A 21,246-nucleotide genomic window follows, 5' to 3' on the forward strand; every position below is an offset into this window, starting at 1 on the left:
GTAGCCCCGCAGTGGCCCAATTCCGAGAATATTCCATGTCCCGTATCAAGAACACGTTTGCCGCGCTGTCCGCCCAAGGTAAGAAAGGCCTGATTCCGTTCATGACGGCCGGCGACCCGGACCCGACGCGCACGGTCGAATTCATGCACGCGCTCGCCGCCGGCGGCGCGGATGTGATCGAACTCGGTGTGCCGTTTTCCGACCCGATGGCCGACGGCCCGGTGATCCAGCAATCGTCCGAGCGTGCCTTGGCGCACGGTGTGTCGTTGCGTCATGTGCTCGCCGACGTCAAGCGTTTCCGCGAAACCGACGATAAAACGCCGGTGGTGCTGATGGGCTACGCCAATCCGATCGAACGGATGGGTACTGAAGCGTTCGCGAAAGCCGCCAAAGAGGCCGGCGTCGATGGCGTGCTGGTTGTCGACTACCCGCCGGAAGAGTGTACTAACTTCGCCGAACAGATGCGATCTGCCGGTATCGATCCGATCTTTCTGCTCGCGCCCACCTCGACGGATGAGCGCGTCGCGGAAGTCGGCAAGATTGCCAGCGGCTACGTCTACTATGTGTCGTTGAAAGGGGTGACCGGAGCGACAAATCTGGACGTTTCCAGCATCGCGAGTAAAATCCCGGCCATCAAGTCGCGCGTACCCCTGCCGGTGGGCGTCGGTTTCGGCATCCGTGACGCGCAAACCGCGCGTTCGGTGGCCGAGGTGTCCGATGCCGTCGTGATCGGCAGCCGTATCGTCCAATTGCTCGAACAGGCAGCGCCCGACACCGCTGCCGAGACGCTCACGCGTTTCATCGCTGAAGTGCGCGAGGCGCTCGATAGCGCCGCGACTGCCCGATAACAGTTATTTTTGTCGCTGTAGTGTGAACGGCGGGCTTGTCCCGCCGTTTGCGCGACCGCTGACCCCAGAAGGATTCAATATGAGCTGGCTCGATAAGCTACTGCCGCCGAAAATCAAACAAACCGACCCGAAGAGCCGCAAGGGGATTCCGGAGGGCCTGTGGATCAAGTGCCCGTCGTGCGAAGCCGTGCTGTATCGCAATGACGTCGAGGCCAATCTACATGTTTGCCCGAAGTGCGACCATCACATGCGCATCGGCGCGCGTGAGCGGCTCGACGGCCTGCTCGATCCGGAAGGCCGTTACGAAATCGGCCAGGAAATCGTCCCGGTCGACGCGCTGAAGTTCAAAGACAGCCGCAAGTACCCGGAGCGCCTGAAAGAGGCGATGGACGATACCGACGAAACCGACGCAATGGTCGTGATGGGCGGCGCAATCCATACGCTGCCGGTGGTGGTGGCCTGCTTCGAGTTCTCGTTCATGGGCGGCTCGATGGGTTCGGTGGTCGGCGAGCGCTTCGCGCGCGGCGCGCAGAACGCGCTCGAACAGAAAGTGCCGTTTATCTGCTTCACCGCTTCGGGCGGCGCGCGGATGCAGGAAAGCCTGTTGTCGCTGATGCAGATGGCAAAGACCACGGCCATGTTGACCAAGCTCGCCGAAGCCAGGCTGCCGTTCATCTCCGTGCTGACCGATCCGACCATGGGCGGCGTGTCCGCGAGTTTCGCGTTTCTTGGCGACGTGGTGATCGCCGAGCCGAAGGCGCTGATCGGCTTTGCCGGCCCGCGCGTGATCGAACAAACCGTGCGTGAGAAGCTGCCGGAAGGCTTCCAGCGCGCCGAGTTCCTGCTGACGAAGGGCGCGGTCGACATGATCGTCGACCGTCGCAAGCTGCGTGAAGAACTTGCGCAATTGATGGCGCTGTTGAGCCATCAGCCGGCGGACGCGGTCGCGTAAGCAGACGCCGCACAGAGCCATTGACCGCCACGGCGCCGTGTAAAACGCGCGGCCGCGGTCGGAAAAGCAGTCAAGAAAATAGCGCGCCGCGTGAGTCATCAAGCGGCGCGCTGTCATTTCCGGGATAATCACGGTCTCGCAACGCAGCGGTGGTTGCGTAGGCTGCCCCGCGCGGTTTTCTGCGCATAAAGTGCCGCGCGCTACGCTCTGACAGCCGCAGCCGCAGCCGCAGCCGCAGCCGCAGCCGCAGCCGCAGCCGCAGCCGCAGCCGCAGCCGCAGCCGCCCGGCCCGCGCACCTTCGTAACACTGTCTAACCGATTCACTCGCGATTCACTCGATGACGACATTCCCCACCCTCGACGCGTGGCTCACGCACCTTGAATCCGCGCATCCGGTCGGCATCGACATGGGTCTGGGCCGCATCTCCCAGGTACGCGACGCGATGCAGTTGTCGTTCGCCTGCCCGGTCATCACGGTCGGCGGCACCAACGGCAAGGGCTCGACGTGCGCGATCCTCGAATCCATTCTGCTGCGCGCCGGCTTCACGGTCGGCTGCCACACGTCGCCGCATCTGCTGTCGTTCAACGAACGGGCGAGGGTGAACGGCGCAATGGCGAGCGACGCGGATCTGCTGCGGCACTTCGAAGTCGTCGAAGCCGCGCGCCAGAGCCTCGCCGAACCAGTCACGCTGACTTACTTCGAATTCACGACGCTGGCGATCATGAGCCTGTTCGCTTCGCGCGGACTGGACGCGGTGATCTTCGAAGTCGGTTTGGGTGGCCGCCTCGACGCGGTCAATATCCTCGATACGGACTGCGCGATCATCACCAGCATCGATATTGATCACACGGACTATCTCGGCGACACGCGCGAGAAGATCGCCTTCGAGAAAGCCGGCATTTTCCGCCCAGGCAAGCCGGCGATCTGCGCGGACCCGGTCGCTCCGCAATCGCTGATCGATCATGCCGAGAAGATCGGCGCCGAACTATGGCTCTTCGGCCGCGATTTCCGCTACGAAGGCCAGGCGGGCAGCGAGCGCCAGCAATGGAGCTACGTCGGCCCGACCATGCGGCGTTCGGCGCTCGCCTATCCCGCGCTGCGCGGCGCAAATCAGTTGATCAATACGTCGGCGGCGCTGGCCGCTCTCGAAGCGCTGCGCGACCGTTTGCCGGTGTCGGCGCAGGACATCCGGCTCGGCCTTGCCAACGTGGAGCTGCCGGGGCGTTTCCAGGTGCTGCCCGGCAAGCCGGCCATCGTGCTGGACGTCGGTCATAATCCGCATGCGGCCGCGGTGCTGACGCAAAACCTCGGCAATATGGGCTTCTTCCCGTACACCTACGCGGTGTTCGGCGCGATGCGCGACAAGGACATTGCCGGCATCCTCGCGCACGTGAAAGGCGAGATCGACCATTGGTGCGTGACCGATTTGCCGACCCCGCGGGCGGCGTCGGCGGAACAACTCGAAACGGCATTGCGCGGGCAGGGCGTGGGCGAGGGCGCCGATAGCAGCGTGATGCGCTACGCAACGCCCGCGGAGGCTTTCCAAGACGCGCTAAAACGAGCGTCAGAGAATGATAGAATCGTCGTCTTCGGCAGCTTCTACACGGTAGCGGGCGTCATGGCCTACCGTAAATCGCAGCAACACTGAACGGGCGCCAGGCTCGAACCAAGCGATTCATGGGAATTTTCTCGTTCGGCAAGAAAGACGACGCGCCCACCCGGCGCGGCGCAAACACCAGTTCCAATCGGGCTGCCCGTGGTGAGCGCGTGGAGCGGCGAACCCGCCGCACGGAGCGCACCGTCGATGCCGACGCGATGCTGCTCGACCCTACGCTGCCGGAAAAGCAACGGGCGCGGCGTCGGCTGGTCGGCGCAATCGCGCTGGTCGTGGCGGCGGTGATCATCCTGCCGATGGTGTTGGACTCACACCCCAAGCCCGTCACCGACGACATCTCCATCGACATTCCGAACCGTCCCGCGCCGAGGGTCGCGCACAAGACCAACGAAGACACGCAGAGCGGCGTAGCACCCGACAACCCGACGCCGGAAGCAGGTCTGGCTGCTTCGAGCCTCGCGCCGACGACCGCAGCCAAGCCGGACCAGTCCGGCGCGGCGAAGCAGAGCGCGAACGTGGACGCAACGCCCGCGGCCAAGCCGGCGGCCAAACCGCAGGCGCCGGCCGTCGCTGCGAACCCCGCACCGGCTGCGCCTGCAGCGCCGACCAAGCCGGAAGCCCGGACGCCGGAAGCCCGGACGCCGGCCGCCCGGACGCCGGCCACGCATAGCGCCGGGAACACCGCGGCCCCGAGCGACGACGACACGAACACCGCCGCCAGCGCGGACGCGAATTCCGGCACGCCGGCATCGCCGCCTGGCAGCCGTTTCGCGGTTCAGCTCGGCGCGTTTGCGAACGACGCCAACGCGCGTAATTGGGCAACCAAGTTGAAAGCGGCGGGTGTGCCCGCATATACCGAACATCGTAAGCAGGCGGATGGCACGACGCTCACGCTGTTGCGCGCCGGCCCGTTTGCCGATCGTGCAGCGGCAACCGCCGCGATCGCGAAGGTTCGCGAGGCCGGCCTGACGTCGGGCGCGAACAACGGCGCGGCACAGTAAGCGAGCGATGTTCACTGCCTTCGACTACGCTGTAATGGCGGTGATCGGTTTGTCGGCGTTGCGCGGCACGTGGCGTGGCTTTTTGTCGGAGGTATTCGGACTGATCGGCTGGATCGCGGCGTTTTTCATTGCCTGCGAATTTGTCGGTTACGTGGTGCCGTATATCCCGTCCCATTGGCCCGGCGGCGCGTTGACCCAGTGGCTGCTGGCGTTCGCGCTGGTGGTGATAGGCGTGGTGCTGGTGACGAGCGTGCTGAGCGCGCTGCTGAGCCGCATCGTGCAGGCTACCGGCTTGAGCGGCGTGGACCGCTCGCTCGGTTTGATGTTCGGCCTCGTACGCGGGGTCATCCTGGTGCTGATTCTGGTCGCCCTTGCAGGCTTGACCGAACTGCCCAAAGAGGAATTCTGGCGCAACGCCTTGCTTCGGCCCTATGCGGTCGAGGGCGTGCACGTAATGAAACCGCTGCTTCCCGAGACGCTTGCTGCGTACGTCCGTGTATGACGATCAGGCGAGCGGTTAGAGGAACACAGCAGGACTCCGGCGCAAACCGGTTGCCTTGGCGTACCGTCGCGTAACATCGCGTACGCCCCGAAGGAAGTCCCCTCGGGGAACGCCATCGCAGGCATCGGCCGCCACGACGAATTTCGTACCTTTGAAGGACATGCCATGTGCGGCATCGTAGGCGTAGTTTCCCATTCTCCGGTTAATCAACTGATTTATGACAGCCTGCTGCTCCTGCAGCACCGCGGTCAGGACGCCGCCGGCATCGCGACAGCGAACGGCAGCAATTTCCACATGCACAAGGCCAACGGCATGGTGCGCGACGTGTTCCGCACGCGCAACATGCGCAGCCTGCCCGGCACGACCGGGATCGGCCAGGTCCGCTACCCGACCGCCGGCTCCGCGTCGAGCGAAGAAGAAGCCCAGCCGTTCTACGTGAACGCGCCGTTCGGCATCATCCTCGCGCACAACGGCAACCTGACCAACTGGCAGCAACTGAAAGATGAGATGTTCCGCATCGATCGCCGTCACATCAACACCAATTCCGACACGGAAGTGATGCTCAACGTGCTCGCGCACGAATTGCAGCTGGCCAGCTCGGGCCTGCAACTCGATCCGGCCGCGCTGTTCAACGCCGTGTCGGGCGTGCATCGCCGGGTGCGGGGTTCGTACGCGATCGTGTCGTTGATCGCGGGTTACGGCCTGCTGGGCTTCCGCGACCCGTTCGGCATTCGTCCGCTGTGCCTCGGCAAGCTGGAAACGGCTGAAGGCGTCGAGTGGATGCTGGCGTCGGAATCGGTGGCGATCGAAGGTATCGGCTTCGAGTTCGTGCGCGACGTGGCGCCGGGCGAGGCGATCTTCATCGACATCGACGGCGAGCTGCACTCGCAGCAATGCGCGACGAGCCCGAGCCTGAACCCCTGCATTTTTGAACTCGTGTATCTCGCGCGCCCGGACTCGGTGCTCGACGGCGTGCCGGTCTACAACGTGCGTCTGCGCATGGGCGATTACCTCGCCGAGAAGATCAAGCGCGAACTGCCCGACGTCGCGATCGACGTCGTGATGCCGATTCCCGATTCGTCCCGTCCGGCCGCGATGCAGGTCGCGAAGAAGCTGGGCGTCGAGTACCGCGAAGGCTTCTTCAAGAACCGTTATGTCGGCCGTACCTTCATCATGCCGGGCCAGGCGGTACGCAAGAAATCGGTGCGCCAGAAGCTGAACGCGATGGGCATCGAGTTCAAGGGCAAGAACGTGTTGATCGTCGACGACTCGATCGTGCGCGGCACCACCTCGCACGAAATCGTGCAGATGGCGCGCGATGCGGGCGCGAACAAGGTGATCTTCGCGTCAGCGGCGCCGCCGGTGAAATTCCCGAACGTCTACGGTATCGACATGCCGACGCGTGGTGAACTGGTCGCCCATGGCCGCACGGACGACGAAGTCGCGCGCATGATCGGCGCGGACCATCTCGTCTATCAGGACGTCGAAGCGCTCAAGCAGGCGGTGCGCGACATCAACCCGGCGCTGAAGGAATTCGAAGCGTCGTGCTTCGACGGCAACTACGTGACCGGCGACGTGACGACCGAGTATCTCGACCGCATCGAAACCGCACGTCTCGCACCGTCGTCGCAATCGGATCGCGACGCCGCGAGCGAAGCGATCGACGGCGGCAGCCCGGCGCGTTCGCAACTGCATCTGCAACTGTCGGTAGGTTGAGCGCGGATTGCCCGACCGAGCCCGTAGCGTGGCGCGCCGCACGCCACGCTACACTGTGAGCGTGTTAGCATGGCGGCTTGCGTCGATTTGATCTCAGCTTGCGGACGCGGGGCAACCCGAAACAGCTAAAGCGAAGGGTGGAAAAGCCGCACTCATCCGCCTCCGCTCCAGCTTTCCCCCGCACATGAAGCCCGCTTATGCCGACGCAAAAGCGGGCTTTTTTGTTGCTGTCGTCTGGCGTTGCGCTTGGCTTCACACGCGAACCGCGCCGGACGCAGCCATCGAACATTGGAAACCAGAACCAACATGGACGACTCCCTGAACTTCGATACGCTGGCAGTCCGCTCGGGCACGGTGCGCAGCGACTTTAACGAGCATTCGGAAGCGATCTTCCTGACCTCGAGCTTCGTGTTCGCGAGTGCCGCGGACGCCGCCGAGCGCTTCAAGAACTCCGAGGACAACTACACCTACTCGCGCTTCACGAACCCGACGGTGTCGATGTTCCAGGACCGCCTGGCCGCGCTCGAAGGCGGCGAAGCCTGCATGGCGACGGCGTCGGGCATGGCCGCGATCATGTCCGTGGTGATGTCGACGCTGCAGGCCGGCGATCATCTGGTGAGCTCGCAGGCGCTGTTCGGTTCGACGCTCGGCATGTTCTCGCAGATCTTCAGCAAGTTCGGCATCACGACCACCTTCGTCGATCCGACCGATCTGGACGCATGGAAAAACGCCGTGCGTCCCGAGACGAAGATGTTCTTCCTCGAAACGCCGTCGAATCCGTTGACCGAAATCGCCGACATCGAAGCGATCAGCAAGATCGCCAAGGCGGCGAACGCGCTGTTCGTGGTCGACAACTGTTTCTGCAGCCCGGCCTTGCAGCAGCCGCTGAAGTTCGGCGCGGACGTCGTGATGCACTCGGCCACCAAGTTCCTCGACGGTCAGGGCCGGGTGCTGGGCGGCGCGCTGGTCGGCTCGAAGAAATTCATCATGGAGAAGGTGTTTCCATTCGTGCGCAGCGCCGGGCCGACGCTCTCAGCGTTCAACGCCTGGGTGCTGCTCAAGGGCATGGAAACGCTGTCGCTGCGCGTCGAAAAGCAGTCGGCGAACGCGCTCGAAATCGCGCGTTGGCTGGAAACGCATCCGGCCGTGAATCGCGTGTTCTATCCGGGGCTCGAATCGCATCCGCAGCATGCGCTGGCCATGCGTCAACAGAAGGCGGGCGGCGCGATCCTGTCGTTCGAACTGAAGGGCGACACGCCGGAGCAAATGCGCGCGAATGCGTGGCGCGTGATCGACAGCACGAAGATCTGCTCGATCACCGGCAACCTCGGCGATACGCGTACGACCATCACGCATCCGGCCACCACCACGCACGGCCGCGTGACGGCGGAAGCGCGCGCGGCGGCGGGCATCAGCGAAGGTTTGATCCGTCTTGCCGTGGGTCTGGAAAATGCCGGCGATATTCGCGGCGATCTGGAGCGCGGTCTGGCGGGTTGAGTGGTGCCTGATGCAACGGCGCCAGGTTCAGCGGCGCTCGCAGCAGCGCTTGCCGCGGCAAAAGCGGGCCGCCGTGTCAGGCGGCTCGCGCAGTGAAACTCAGTGGCGCAACGCGCGCCACTGACCGGGCGCCATCCCGAAGCGCCGCGTGAACGCGTGCGTGTATGCGCTCTGATCGCCGAAGCCGATGTCCAGCGCGATATCCGTCAACGACAGACGCGGGTCCGCGAGCAACGTGATCGACGTATCGAGCCGCAGCCGCTGCAAATAGCGATGCGGTGTTTCGCCGAACGCGTCGATAAAGAGCTGATGAAAGCGCCGCACGCCGAAGCCGCAATGCGCGGCGAGGTCGGCGATCCGCAAGGGCTCCGACAAATGCGCGCGCAGCCAGCGGTCGATCCGCGCGAAGTCGAGACCGGCGCCGCCTGCCTGCGCGCCGGCCGTCGTGCCGGTGTCGGCCACCAACGCAGCGCCCAGGCGCGCGGCTGCGTCCCAATGGAAACGCCGGCTGTCCAGATCGTCGCCTGGTGCGCCGCCGGTGGCGTGCGCCGCGATCCGCAGCACGAGCTGCGTGAGCGACGCATCGACCGTCACGGCACGTGCACGGTCGAACAGACGTTCCGGCACGGCCAGCGACGCGGCCGGCAAATCCAGCACCAACTGGCGGTTCTCGCCGACGCCCGCGTAATCGTGCCGCGCACCGGCCGGGATCAGCCAGGCGGAGCCGGCGTCGATCTGTTGCGCGACACCGTCGACCGCCATCACCATCGCGCCGTCGAGCCCGAGCACGACCTGGTGAAAGTCGTGCACGTCCGACGCTTCGATCGCGCCGTAGCGGCGCAGCGAAACGCTAGGAGCGGTGACGGCGGCGTGACTCATGGCCGTGACCCGTCGACGATGCGTGCGAGCAAAAACGACGAACCGCTTAGACGCCGAGCAATTCGACTTCGAACACGAGCGTCGCATTCGGCGGAATCACGCCGCCCGCGCCGCGCACGCCGTAGCCGAGTTGCGGCGGAATGGTCAGCTTGCGGGTGCCGCCGACCTTCATGCCTTGCACGCCTTCGTCCCAGCCCTTGATGACCATGCCGCCGCCCAGCACGAAAGCGAACGGGTCGTTGCGATCCTTGCTCGAGTCGAACTTCTGGCCATCGGTCAGCCAGCCGGTGTAGTGCACGCTGACGGTCTTGCCTGCCACCGCTTCGGCGCCGGTGCCTTCAACGATGTCTTCGTACTTCAAGCCGGATTCGGTAGTCACAGTCGACATGTGTCGCTCCTCAGTCAAATCGTAAAAACCGACATTGTAGGCGTGTTGACGCCGCCCCGCCCAGGATTGCCGCGTGGCACACCGATTGCGTGGAAGCTGGCCGTCCGGCGAGGCCGGCCGCACCTGGCCGGCCGCACCGGATGCCATGCCTATAATGGGGTTTTCTTCAATCATCCCGCACTGCCTGCGAGGGCTCGATCGTGACAACGTCTTCAACCGGGGCTGCCGGCGCACAGCCGGTTCCTTCCGGCTTCGCCGTATCCGAACGCACTGCGCGTCTGCGCGCCGAAGCCGCGCTGTTCATGCGCGATCACGTGCTGTCGCTGGTGTCGCACGATCTGCGTGGCCCTTTGAATGCCATTCATAGCTGGGCGTACGTGCTCGAGCGCAAGCTCGATGCGAACGACCCCAATGCGCAGCGCGCCGTCACCGGCATCCGCAGCGGCGTGGATCAACAGGTGAAGCTGCTCGAGACGATCGTCGACGCGACGCGCGCCGAAACCAGATCACTGGCGCTCGCCTATGCGCCGTTTCCGCTGCACCCGCTGCTCGATGAAACCGTCGACGAGGTCCGCTCGAACCTCGCGCGCCCGCGCGGCGTGGAAATCACGGTCGACTCGCAACTCGCGACCGAGCAGCTCAACGGCGACCGCGAGCGTCTCGCCGCCGCGTTGTGGGTGATGCTCACGTTCGCGGTCGAAGCGAGCACGGAAGGCGCCGCGCTCACGCTGGCTGCGCGCGTCGACACGGGCGCGTGGCACGCCACCGTCACCTACGATACTAACGAAGCGGCGTTGAACGACCCGGCATTGCCACATGTGCTGGAAACATTCGCCCGCCAGCAGGCCGGTGAGCCGCGTGAAGCGAAGCGGATTGCGTGGGTGTTCGCGCTTTGCAAGCGCGTCGCAGAAGCGCATGGCGGCAGTTTCGAGCAAAGCGACGCGACCGGCGGCGAAGCCGCCACGCTCGCGCTGCGTGTACCGCTGAGCGCGATGGCGCCGAGATAGGTGCTTCATCCCGGGTCTTGTGTTGTGCGCGATTAACTTTTCATCGAGTTTTCACCTTCTATACTGACAACTTTTGTTGCCGGAGCCCCTTGCTTTGATCCAGGTCGTCGCCCTTATCGGTGCGTTGTTTCTCGTTGCCCTCAACGGTTTCTTTGTCGCCGCTGAATTTGGTCTGGTCAAACTGCGCCAGACGCGCGTGCAGAGTCTCGCGACGCGGCACGGCTTGCGCGGACGTTTGCTCGCCAAGGTGCACGGGCGGCTCGACGCTTATCTGTCCGCCTGTCAACTCGGCATTACGCTCGCGTCGCTTGGACTCGGCTGGATCGGCGAGCCCGCGTTCGCACAACTGATCTCGCCGCTCTTCAGCCTGGTCGGGGTGGAATCGGAGAGGCTGGTGCACGGCATTTCGCTGTTCTTCGCGTTCTCGTGCATTTCGTTTCTGCATATCGTGGTGGGCGAACTGGCGCCGAAGTCGCTGGCGATTCGCGAAGCCGAGAAGGTGTCGCTGTGGGCCGCCATGCCGTTGTACAGCTTTTACTGGGCGATGTATCCGGCGATCTGGGTGCTCAATTCGAGCGCCAACGCGGTGCTGAAGCTCGCGAGACTCGACGCCGACCACGGCCACGACTCGCATTACTCAACCGAGGAACTCAAGCTGATCCTGCGCGGCCGCCACGCCACCGTTGCGACTGAACTGGGTTCGGCGGACGGCGCATACAGTCAGGACGAATGGAACACGATTGCGCACTCGCTGGATTTCTCGCGCATGACCGTGTCGGACCTGATGCGCCCGGCCTATGAAATGGTCGGCTTGCGGCGCGATCTGCCGACGCGCGACAACCTGCAGATTGTGGCGCAGCACCGCTTCAGCCGCTATCCGCTGTTCGAAGACGCGTCCGGCGAGCGCGTGGCCGGCATGATCCATTTGAAGGACTTGTTGCTGGCGCGCCAGGCGGGCAGCACGCTCGACGATCTCTCCCGATACGTGCGGCCCGTGCAATACGTGAAGCCGGAGATGCCGGCGCTCGAACTGTTTCGCCGCTTCCGCAAGGGCGCGCCGCATCTGGCGCTGGTCGGCCGCAAGAATGCGAAGCCGATCGGCTTTCTGACGCTCGACAATCTGCTTGGCGCCTTGGTCGGACAGATTCACGACGAATTCCGTCAGGGCGATGCCGACTGGACGCGCATGGACGACGGCACGTTGATGGGCAAGGGCAGCTTGCCGGTGGTGTCGCTGGAGCGCGCGTTGGGAATCGATATCGACGAGGGCCAGGCCGAATCGGTCGGCGGTCTCGTGATCCAGGCGCTCAACGATCTGCCCACCGAAGGACTGCGCGTGGAGTTCGACCGCTTCGACGTGGTGGTCAAGAAGATGAAAGGGCCGCGCATCGTGCTCGTGCGCGTGTACCCGAAGGTCTTCGACGACGAAGGCGGTTGAGCCGCGATTGATTGGTCGTTATGCGAAACAAGGCGGCTGAAGCACCTGTGTTTGAACCGCCTTCGGGCCGCCCGCAATAACTCGGCATCAACCGCGCGGCACGCCGTCCTCTACCAGCATCGCAATCGGCATCGCCGCGAGCGCATCGCGCAGATACAGCAGGCCGTTCTCATCGACCTTCGGCGCCGCCGGACTGAGCCAGTCGAACAACGCTCGCGCGGACAGATCGGACGGCACCTCCACCGCGGTATCCGCCCACTGCACGGGATCGACCATCGGCAGATCGCCGTCGTCGCCGAGCAACCCGGCAGCGAGCCGGCTCGCCACCACCACAGCCCACGCGTTGCCGTGCCGCCGCGCAAACGCGATCACATTCGACGCGTGCGCACCGCGCACCACGAGCGGCAGATAGGTGCTCTGACTCAGCAACTCCGGCAAATGCGCGCGCAATGCTAGCACTCGCTGCACTACTGCGAGCTTCACACGTCCATCGCGCCAGCCCGGCAGGAATTCCGACGGCGGCGTTTGCGCGAGCCACGCCACGCGTTTAGCGAAATCGACCGGCCGGCGATTGTCCGGATCGACCAGACTGAAGTCCCACAATTCGGTGCCCTGATAAAGATCGGGAATGCCAGGCGATGCGAGCCGCAACAGCGTCTGCTGCAAGCTGTTGAGTACCCCGGCGCGACCGATCCGCGCGACGAACGCAAACAGTTCCTTCAGGAACCCGTCGCGCCGCTGCGGCGCCAGGATGTCGAACAGGAAGTCGCGGCAACCGGCTTCGTACGCTTCGTCGGGAGCGAGCCAGTTGGTTTGCAGCTTTGCTTCCCGCAATGCCTTCAATTGCCATTGCGCGACGCGCTCGGCCAGCTTCCTGATGCCCGCTTCGTCGTCCGGTTGCAGCTCCGGCGGCCAGCAGCCCACCAGCGTTTGATACAGCATCGCTTCGGCGGCGGGGCCGGGCGCCCACGCGTCGCTCCGGTCTTGGCCGAAACCTTGGCCGGTATCCTGGCCGACACTGCCGACCGGCTTGCCATCGAGCGCACGCCGATGCGGCGCGTTCAACGTGGACCACGCGCGCAACGTCGCGCCCCAGTCCTCTGCGATCTCGCTCAACACCGCGAGCCGCGCGCGCACGTCTTCGCCGCGTTTGTGATCGTGCGTGGCCGTGGCGAGCAGCGTGTGCGGAAAGCGCTGCGAGCGCTCCAGATTCCCCGCATGAAAACGCTCGACCGACAACGCGAATTCGCCCGGGTCCGAGCCGACTTCGTTGCGCGATAACAGACGGCCATAGCGATAGCACGCCGTATCCTCGATCGCCTTCGCGGCGACCGGCGCGGTCAGCTGCGAAAACAGCGTCTGCGCGCTGCGTCGCGAGGAACCCGCATGACTCGGCGGCATACCGTTCTGAGCCGGCTGTTGCGGCGCGCCGGGCCGTGCACCCGGCATGTCTTCGGCACTGCCGCCGAGCCACGCGTTCACGCGCTCGAGCACGGCATGGTCCGCGCGCGACAGCGCCGCTCTCGCGCCCGCCAACGCCTGCTCGAAGTAGAGGTTGTCGGTGGCGCTGCGCAAGCCGTTCTGCGGATAGATGCGATACACCGGAAAATGCACGACCAGTTCGGTCAGCACGCGGCGCAGCGTGGTGAAGGTGAAGTCGCGCGTCGTCAGCGAATCGCGGGCAATACGATGCAGCGCGCGCGCCGCGCGATCCAGTTCCGCCGGGAGGTTTTCGACGAGAATCTTGCGGCGCGCGGCCACTGCTTCGTCGGCGAAACGCGGGCTGCGGCCGGTGAGTTCGGTCCATGTCCGCGCGAGCGGCTCGGCGCCGGCCGGATCGTGCAGCAATGCGCCCACGTCGTTCATGAAATCGTAGCCGGTCGTGCCGTCCACCGGCCAGTCGTCGCGCAACGGTTCGCCACGGCCGAGAATCTTTTCGACCACCACATACGGCGCGGTGTCGCGCAGTTCCGTGAGCCGCTGCCGCAAGCGTTGACAGTATTCGCGCGGCTCGGCGAGACCGTCGATGTGGTCGATCCGCAATCCGTCCAGCATGCCTTCGTGATACAGACGAAAAACCAGCGCATGCACGGCGTCGAATACTTCGGGCCGTTCCACACGCACGCCGGCCAGCGTCGAGATGTCGAAGAAGCGCCGCCAGTTCACTTCATCGGAGGCAGTGCGCCACCACGCAAGGCGAAAGTGCTGCCGCTCGATCAGCCGATGCAGCCGGTCACGCGTGACCGGATCGTCGGGCGCATACGCCTGCAACACGACGTCGATTGCCGCACGACCACTTTGCGCGACGAACTCGCGCAATTCATCGCGCCCTTCGGCGGCGCGCGGCTGATCGGTGGGCTGCGTCGTCAGTCCGTTGAAGCGCTCCGCGAGCGCGCTGAGATCGGCGCGCTCGGCGCTTTGCAGGATCGCCGCGTAATCGGTCGGGCACACCGGAAACACATGCGGACCATAGCCGATACAAAAGCGCCCGCTGTCGGCCGCGAAATCCAGCGCGATGCGGCCCGCCGCGAGTTCGTCGCCATAGGGCGCACCGAGCGTCGGCAGCAGCACCTTGCCACGCAGCGCCGGATCGGGCGAATGCCAGTCGACGTCGAAATGGCGCGCATACGCGCTGTGGCGGCCCCATTCGAGGATATCGAGCCACCATGCGTTGCCCGAACCGCTAACGCCCATATGGTTCGGCACCATGTCGACGACCAACCCCATGCTGTGCGCGCGCAGCTTGTCGACGAGGCGCCTGAGGCCCGCCTCGCCGCCGCATTCGGCGCTGACCTGGGTGTAGTCGACGGTATCGTAGCCGTGCGTCGAGCCCGGCTCGGCTGTCGTGACCGGCGACGCGTACAGGTGGCTGATGCCGAGCGCGGCGAAGTAGTCGACGTGCTTCGCGGCATCGTCGAAGGTGAAGCCTCGATGGAACTGGAGGCGCAGCGTGGAGCGCGGGACGGTCATGGCGTATCAGGCTCCGAAGAAGCTGTGGGAGAAGGAGCGGAAGTACCGGCAGAAGCGGCGCGGCGCGCGCGATCGACCGCCAGCAGGCGATCGTTGAAGCTGCCGTCGTCGAACATCTCGTCGATCGGCAAGGTCATCCGGCGGCGCCAGTTCGGATGCTCGTCGATCGAGCCGGGCAGGTTCGGCTGATCGTCCAGCGCGAGCAGATCTTCGAGCGGAAACGTGACGAGCGGCCCAGGCGTTGCCGCGACGAACGCCAGCGCTTCGTCAACGGGCGCGCTGTCGGGCGGCGGCGCGCCCACCTGCGGCGCGGCCACGCCGGCTTGCTGGAACGCGCGCCACAACGCGGCGCGGTCGTGCGCGCGTTCGGCCTGCGCGGCTTCCTCGGCGTTACGGCCGTCGGCGCGCGCCATCGTCTGACCGATCCGGTTGCGCCACATGATGTCGCTGCCGCGCCACCAGCCGGCCACGGTCGGTAGATCGTGCGTGGTGGTGGTGCCGACCGCGTTGCGGTCCCACTCACGCGGCGGCTTGAAACCGTTGCCGTCGGGCGCGCCCTCGAACCACAGCACGCGAATCCCGGCGATGCCGTGCTCGTCGAGCCGCTCGCGAAAACCCGGCGGCACGGTGCCGAGATCCTCGCCGATCACGATCGCGCGATGCCGCCACGATTCGAGCGCGATCAGACGCAGCAGGTCTTCGAGCGGATAGCGCAGATAGGCGCCATGGCGCGCGCTTTCGCCTTCGGGCACGAGCCATAGACGCCGCAAGCCGAGAATGTGATCGATGCGGATACCGCCGGCATGCGCGAAGGCCGCGCGCAGCATGTCGATGAACGCGGAGAAGCCCTGCGTGCGCATCGCGCGCGGCGAGAAGGTGGTGAGGCCCCACGCCTGCCCGGCCTGATTGAACAGGTCCGGCGGCGCGCCGACCGACACGCCTTGCAGCATGTCGTCGCGATACGACCACGCGTGACTGCCGGCGCTGTCGCAACCCACCGCGAGGTCGGCGATCAGGCCGACCGCCATGCCGGCCTCGTGCGCCGCGTGTTGCGCGTGCGATAAACCCTTCGCGGCGAGCCATTGCAGAAACAGATGGAAGTCGACTTCGTGACGATTGGCGTCGGCAAAGGTCTCCACTTCCGGGCTGCGCGGATCGCGCAAGGCCTCGGGCCAGCGACGCCAATGTCCGTTGCCGCCTTGCGCGAGTTGCGCCGCTTGCAGCGCTTCGAAACGCGCGTGATCTTCGAGTGCGCGTCCGGCGCGCTCGCAGAAGCCGTGGAATTCCAGCGCGCGCGGCGCGTTCTGCGCCCGCTCGTGCACACAGAAATGCTCGTATAGCGTGCGCAACACCTTCAGCTTCAACGTGACCGCGTTCGGCCAGTCGATCAGCGGCAGGTCTTCGAGTGCCGACCATGCGGCCGTGGCCTGTGCGGCTGCGAGCGCGGCGCGCGCCGCGTCCGCGCCGAACACCGCGGCGGGATCGATATGCGTGACGTTCAGCCACAAGCGCGACGACGGCGAATACGGACTGAAGCGCTTCGGCTGAGCGCTGAACATCGCGTGAGTCGGACTGACGGCGAGCGCATGCGCGCCACGCTGCGCGCTTTCGACGGCGATTCGCGCGAGCGCCGAATAGTCGCCGATGCCGCCGTCGCCGCGACGACGCAAGCCGTACAGTTGCGCGGCGATACCCCACAACGGCGGCATCGGCGCGGCGTCGTCGCGATGCAGCGTGCGCCATGCGTCGTCGACGGTGTAGCAGCGCGACGGCGCGATGGCCAGCGTCACGTGCTGCTCGTTGATCACGAGCGCGTGATAGCCGGGCTCATCGATCGGCGCGAGCAAGGCCTCCTCGCCTTTGGGCGCCGTGAAGCGACCGTCGATGATCGAGCCGCTTTCGAGTTCGATCCGATAGTGACTGTTTGATTTGAGCGCCGCGAGCGGCAGCGCGATACCGTGCCCGACCTCGGCGGTGATCAGCGGCGGCAATTTGCGGCCCGACAATTCGGCGTCCAAAGCAGCGGTGCTATGGCGGATTTGCGTGGTGTTGCCGCAAGGCAGGCCCATCTGTTCGAGCAGCACCGCGAGCGTGTTCTCGGGCACGTGTTGCGTCGTATGGTGCGCGTCCCGCCACTCCACCTCGAAGCCGGCGCGGGTGGCGAGCGTGGCGATCGTGTCGCCGTGGCGTCGGGTAGTCACGCGCGGTGCTCCTGTTGGCCCGCGATGCGAGCATCGTGGCCGATCGCATAGTCGCTGACGTCGCCGGTCAGCCATGCGACGAACGCGTTCGGCGGCAACACGCTGGCGTCGATCTGCTCGCGCACGCGCGGCGGCGTTTCGAAAATCACCTTGCCGGCGGGGACGTTGTCGAACGCGACGCTTTCCTTCGACAGATTCAGCGCGACCGCCAACGTCTCGCCGTCGCCCAGTTTCCAGCGGGCGATCAGCGCGTTTGCATCGCCGCCGTTGGCTGCGCTTAGCACGGTCGCGCTGAGCGCCTTGCTGTGTTTCAGGCGCGGCGTGATCAGCTTGGCGCGCACCGCGAGCGCGGACTTGTAGAAGTGCATCCAGTCGAGACGGTCTTTCGCGTCGGCATCGTTTTGCGCGGGCGCTTCACCGGGCGCGGGCGGCGACGACGCGGCGAACGTCGTCACGTCGTTCGGATCGGGAATCTGCGCGCGCCGCTGTGCGTCGCTGAACGCCGGGAAGCGTGCGAATTCGCGGCGCCGTCCTTCGCGCACGGCGTCGGCGAGTTCACCGGTGTAGTCGGTGAAAAACAGGAACGGTTGCGTCGAGCCGTATTCCTCGTCCATGAACAGCAGCGGGATTTGCGGCGACAGCAGGAGCAGGCCGGTGGCGGCGCGCAACCCATCGTCCGAGGTCAGCTTGCGCAGCCGCTCGCCGAACGCGCGGTTGCCGATCTGATCGTGGTTCTGCAAAAACATCACGAACGAAGTGGGCGGCAGATGCCGGCTCGACTCGCCGCGCGGTTTGCCGCCGTGAATCGGCGACGGGTCGCCCTGATACGTGAAGCCTTCCGACAGCACGCGCGCGAGGCGGCGGATCGGCTGGTCTTCATACGCGTGGTAGTAGCCTTCCGATTCACCGGTCAGCAGAACGTGCAGCGTGTTGTGCGCGTCGTCGTTCCATTGCGCGTCGAAATGCGTTTCCAGCAGGCTCGCCGTGTTGTGCTCGTTTTCCAGCACCAGATGCACATGCCGGCCATGCTGCACCTTGGCGCGGATATGGTCGGACAATTCGCGCAGCCATGCATGATCGTCGATCGCGTGCACCGCGTCGAAACGCAGCCCGTCGATCCGATATTCGTTGATCCAGTAGACGGCGTTGTCGGTGAAGAAGTCGCTCACTTCACAACGGCTGAAATCGATTGCCGGACCCCACGGCGTGTGCGTGCCTTCACGGAAAAACGAGCGGGCATAGGCGTGCAGATAATTGCCGTCCGGGCCGAAGTGGTTGTAGACCACGTCGAGAAACACCATCAGGCCGAGACCGTGCGCGGTGTCGATCAATGCTTTTAGTTCGTCAGGGCGCCCATAAGCGGAATCGGGCGCATACGGCAGCACGCCGTCGTAGCCCCAGTTGTGCTTGCCGGGGAAATCGTTCAACGGCATCAATTCGATCGCGGTGACGCCGAGCGCGACGAGCGCCGGCAAGCGCTTCTGCACGCCCGCATAGCCGCCCATCGCGCCCACATGCAGCTCGTACAGCACCGTTTCTTCCCACGGCCGGCCATGCCAGCTCGTGTGCTCCCAACGGTAGGCGCGCGGGTCGATGACTTCGCTCGGTCCGTGAACATCCTGCGGCTGGAAACGCGACGCGGGGTCGGGCACCGGTTGCTCGCCGTCGAGCTTGAAGCGGTACAGCGTACCCGCGCCACTATCCACGGTGGCTTCGAACCAGCCGTTGCCGGTGGGCGTCATGTCGTGCGCGCCTTGCGCCGGGCCGTTTTCGATTGCCACCTGGACGGTCTTGCAGGACGGCGCCCAGAAACGAAACCGCGTGCGCGGCCTGGTGCCCGCGGCGCCGAGCAATTGCGCGCTGAACGGCAGGCAATGTGCGTGATGATGCGCGTGAGGATCAATCGGACTTTCGGACATGATTCTTCACCATTCGTATGTGCTGTCGAGCCGCGTGCTGCCCGGCGTCAAGTGCTCGGCGATGTATCGCTACTGGGCGGATGCGCACCCGGATCGGGCGGCAGCGCCGTCAGGAGCCGCGGCCCGTGCTGCGGGCCGGCCTTCCAGCCCGCCTGCCAGTCCGCTTCTCCCACCGGTTGCGCAGCCAGCATCACGAGGCTGTGCGCGGCCACTTCGACCTCGGCCACCGCCAGCCGATGCGGCGCGCTGTCCGGTTCAGCAGTGTCTAACAGCACATGCCATTCCAGGTGCGGGGCGGGTGGCAGAAAGCGCAGCGTTTCCGCATTCGCGTTGAGCATCATCAACAATACTTCTGTTTCGCCATTCAAACCTGGTCCGGCGCGACGCAATGTGAACGCGCGGCCTTCGAGGTCCTGCCACGCTTCGATGGTGAGCGGATCGCCCTGTTCGTCGAACCAGCCGACATCGAACAGGCCCGGCAGCACTTCACGGTCGCCGAACAGAAAACGCGTTTCACGCAGCAGCGGATGGTGTTTGCGCAGCGCGATCACGCGCGCGACGAATTCGGTCATCTGGCGGCCGTCCGGAGATGCCGCGCGCTCCCAGTCGAGCCACGAGATGTCGTTGTCCTGGCAGTACGCATTGTTGTTGCCGTTCTGCGTGCGCAGCGACTCGTCGCCGGCGAGCATCATCGGCGTGCCGAGCGCCATCAGCAGCGTGGCGATCAGCGAACGGGCCACGCGTCGGCGCGTGTCGAGAATCACGGGGTCGTCGGTCGGACCTTCGACGCCCCAGTTGCGGCTGCAATTCTCGTTGTGGCCGTCGTTGTTGTCTTCGCCATTGGCTTCGTTGTGCTTCTGCTCGTAAGCCGTGACGTCGGCCAACGTGAAGCCGTCATGCGACGTGACGAAGTTGATCGAGGCCCATGGCTTCCTGAAGCGCCGGTTGAACAGGTCGGCCGAGCCGGTCAGACGCGCGGCAAGATCGGGCCGCAAGCCGGCGTCGCCGCGCCAGAAGCGGCGCACGGTGTCGCGGAAACGGTCGTTCCATTCGGCGAAGCCCGGCGGATGATTGCCGAGCTGATAGCCGCCGGGGCCGATGTCCCACGGCTCGGAGATCAGCTTGCGTTGCGACAGGATCGGATCCTGGCGCAACGCGTCGAAGAAGCCCGAGCCGGGATCGAAGCCATGTTGCTCGCGCCCGAGCGTCACGCCGAGATCGAACCGGAAGCCGTCGATATTGAATGCCGTCGACCAGTAGCGCAGCGAATCCATCACCATCTGCAGCACGCGCGGATGCGGCAGGTTCATCGTGTCGCCGCAGCCGGTGTCGTTGATATGGTGACGCTCGTCGCCGGGAACCAGGCGATAGTAGCTGGCGTTGTCGAGGCCGCGCCACGAGACGGTCGGGCCCATCTCGTTGCCTTCGCAGGTGTGGTTGTAGACCACGTCGAGAAAGACCTCGATGCCGGCCGCGTGCAACTGACGCACGGCAATGCGCATTTCGTCGAGCCGGTGCGTGCTCAGATACGACGGCTCGGGCGCGAAGAACGCGGCGCTGTTGTAGCCCCAGTAGTTGCGCAGACCGCGCCCCACCAGGAAGCGGTCGTTGAGAAACGCGTGGACCGGCAGCAATTCGACCGCGGTCACGCCGAGCTTCAGCAAATGCTCGATGAACTCCGGCGACGCCAGCGCGGCAAACGTGCCGCGTTCGTGCTGGCGCAAATCGGCACGCAGCATCGACGCGCCGCGCACATGCGTCTCGTAGATGATGGTCTCGCCCCACGGCACATTCGGGCGCCTGTCGTGCGACCAGTCGAACGCTTCGTCGATCACCACGCATTTCGGCATGGCCGGCGCCGAATCGCGCCGGTCGATCGAGAGGTCGGCGCGATTCGAATGCACGCGATAACCGAACAGCGCATCCGACCAGCGAAACTGCCCGACCAGCTTGCGCGCATACGGATCGAGCAACAGCTTGTGCGGGTTGAAGCGATGTCCCTGGTGCGGCTGATACGGCCCATGCGCGCGAAAGCCGTAAGCGGTGCCCGGATGCGCGTTCGGCAGGTAGCCGTGCCAGACCTCGTCGGTGCATTCGGGCAGCGCGAAACGGCGGATTTCCTTGCGGCCGGTGGGGTCGAACAGGCAGAGCTCGATTTTCTGCGCGTTCGCCGAGAACACCGCGAAGTTCACGCCGAGGCCATCCCAACTCGCACCGAGCGGATACGGCGAGCCGGGCAGCAGCCGGTCGGGCATTGCATGCGACATGATCCCCTTCCCTGTTCTGATTTATAAACGCCAGCTTGGGTCTTC

15 protein-coding genes are annotated in these 21,246 nt (G+C 65.2%); 9 read left to right on the forward strand and 6 right to left on the reverse strand.

What is annotated here, in order from left to right:
• Window positions 1-35 precede the first annotated feature (35 nt).
• From trpA to HV744_RS27230, 7 genes are all read left to right on the forward strand, one after another.
• Window positions 36-848 (forward strand): tryptophan synthase subunit alpha, encoded by an 813-nt coding sequence (gene trpA / locus HV744_RS27200; protein WP_175152466.1) that lies wholly within the window; start codon window positions 36-38, stop codon window positions 846-848.
• Between the two features lie 79 nt (window positions 849-927).
• Window positions 928-1,800 carry an acetyl-CoA carboxylase, carboxyltransferase subunit beta gene (gene accD / locus HV744_RS27205; protein WP_175152467.1) on the forward strand — a complete coding sequence of 291 codons (873 nt, stop codon included), beginning with the start codon at window positions 928-930 and terminating at the stop codon, window positions 1,798-1,800.
• A 338-nt stretch (window positions 1,801-2,138) separates the two neighbouring features.
• On the forward strand, window positions 2,139-3,449 hold the full coding sequence (gene folC / locus HV744_RS27210; RefSeq protein ID WP_175152468.1) for a bifunctional tetrahydrofolate synthase/dihydrofolate synthase: 1,311 nt from the start codon (window positions 2,139-2,141) through the stop codon (window positions 3,447-3,449).
• Between the two features lie 29 nt (window positions 3,450-3,478).
• Complete coding sequence (locus HV744_RS27215; protein ID WP_175152469.1) at window positions 3,479-4,417, forward strand: SPOR domain-containing protein; 939 nt, start codon at window positions 3,479-3,481, stop codon at window positions 4,415-4,417.
• 7 nt (window positions 4,418-4,424) lie between these two features.
• Window positions 4,425-4,919 carry a CvpA family protein gene (locus HV744_RS27220; protein ID WP_175152470.1) on the forward strand — a complete coding sequence of 165 codons (495 nt, stop codon included), beginning with the start codon at window positions 4,425-4,427 and terminating at the stop codon, window positions 4,917-4,919.
• 165 nt (window positions 4,920-5,084) lie between these two features.
• Complete coding sequence (purF, locus tag HV744_RS27225) at window positions 5,085-6,635, forward strand: amidophosphoribosyltransferase (RefSeq protein ID WP_175152471.1); 1,551 nt, start codon at window positions 5,085-5,087, stop codon at window positions 6,633-6,635.
• Between the two features lie 306 nt (window positions 6,636-6,941).
• The gene (locus HV744_RS27230) at window positions 6,942-8,132 is read left to right on the forward strand and encodes an O-succinylhomoserine sulfhydrylase (RefSeq protein ID WP_175152472.1); all 1,191 of its coding nucleotides are present in this window, start codon (window positions 6,942-6,944) and stop codon (window positions 8,130-8,132) included.
• A gap of 99 nt (window positions 8,133-8,231) precedes the next feature.
• Here HV744_RS27230 and HV744_RS27235 read toward each other — a convergent pair whose 3' ends face one another.
• On the reverse strand, window positions 8,232-9,011 hold the full coding sequence (locus tag HV744_RS27235; RefSeq protein ID WP_175152473.1) for a helix-turn-helix transcriptional regulator: 780 nt from the start codon (window positions 9,009-9,011) through the stop codon (window positions 8,232-8,234).
• 46 nt (window positions 9,012-9,057) lie between these two features.
• Window positions 9,058-9,399, reverse strand: a complete 342-nt coding sequence (locus HV744_RS27240) for an FKBP-type peptidyl-prolyl cis-trans isomerase (protein ID WP_027803023.1) — start codon at window positions 9,397-9,399, stop codon at window positions 9,058-9,060.
• Between the two features lie 200 nt (window positions 9,400-9,599).
• On the opposite strand from HV744_RS27240, the gene HV744_RS27245 reads away from it, so the two are divergent.
• Together HV744_RS27245 and HV744_RS27250 are read left to right on the forward strand one after the other, a co-directional pair.
• Window positions 9,600-10,406, forward strand: coding sequence for a sensor histidine kinase (locus HV744_RS27245; protein WP_175152474.1), 807 nt, complete (start codon window positions 9,600-9,602; stop codon window positions 10,404-10,406).
• Window positions 10,407-10,500: 94 nt separating this feature from the next.
• Window positions 10,501-11,844: a hemolysin family protein gene (locus HV744_RS27250; RefSeq protein ID WP_175152475.1), complete on the forward strand. Its 1,344-nt coding sequence runs from the start codon at window positions 10,501-10,503 to the stop codon at window positions 11,842-11,844.
• An 87-nt stretch (window positions 11,845-11,931) separates the two neighbouring features.
• Here the strand turns inward: HV744_RS27250 and treY are convergent, their stop codons facing one another.
• From treY to glgX, 4 genes are read right to left on the reverse strand one after another with little or no spacing between them, the layout of a single operon-like run.
• The gene (treY, locus tag HV744_RS27255) at window positions 11,932-14,814 is read right to left on the reverse strand and encodes a malto-oligosyltrehalose synthase (RefSeq protein WP_175152476.1); all 2,883 of its coding nucleotides are present in this window, start codon (window positions 14,812-14,814) and stop codon (window positions 11,932-11,934) included.
• Window positions 14,811-17,015, reverse strand: coding sequence for a 4-alpha-glucanotransferase (malQ, locus tag HV744_RS27260; protein WP_175152477.1), 2,205 nt, complete (start codon window positions 17,013-17,015; stop codon window positions 14,811-14,813). Before malQ ends, treY begins: the two co-directional genes overlap by 4 nt.
• Window positions 17,012-18,934: a malto-oligosyltrehalose trehalohydrolase gene (treZ, locus tag HV744_RS27265; RefSeq protein ID WP_175152478.1), complete on the reverse strand. Its 1,923-nt coding sequence runs from the start codon at window positions 18,932-18,934 to the stop codon at window positions 17,012-17,014. The genes malQ and treZ overlap by 4 nt, the downstream gene beginning before the upstream one ends.
• 47 nt (window positions 18,935-18,981) lie before the next feature.
• Window positions 18,982-21,201 carry a glycogen debranching protein GlgX gene (gene glgX / locus HV744_RS27270; protein ID WP_175152479.1) on the reverse strand — a complete coding sequence of 740 codons (2,220 nt, stop codon included), beginning with the start codon at window positions 21,199-21,201 and terminating at the stop codon, window positions 18,982-18,984.
• Window positions 21,202-21,246: the final 45 nt, after the last annotated feature.

Source organism: Paraburkholderia ultramafica, assembly GCF_902859915.1.
Classification (GTDB): domain Bacteria; phylum Pseudomonadota; class Gammaproteobacteria; order Burkholderiales; family Burkholderiaceae; genus Paraburkholderia; species Paraburkholderia ultramafica.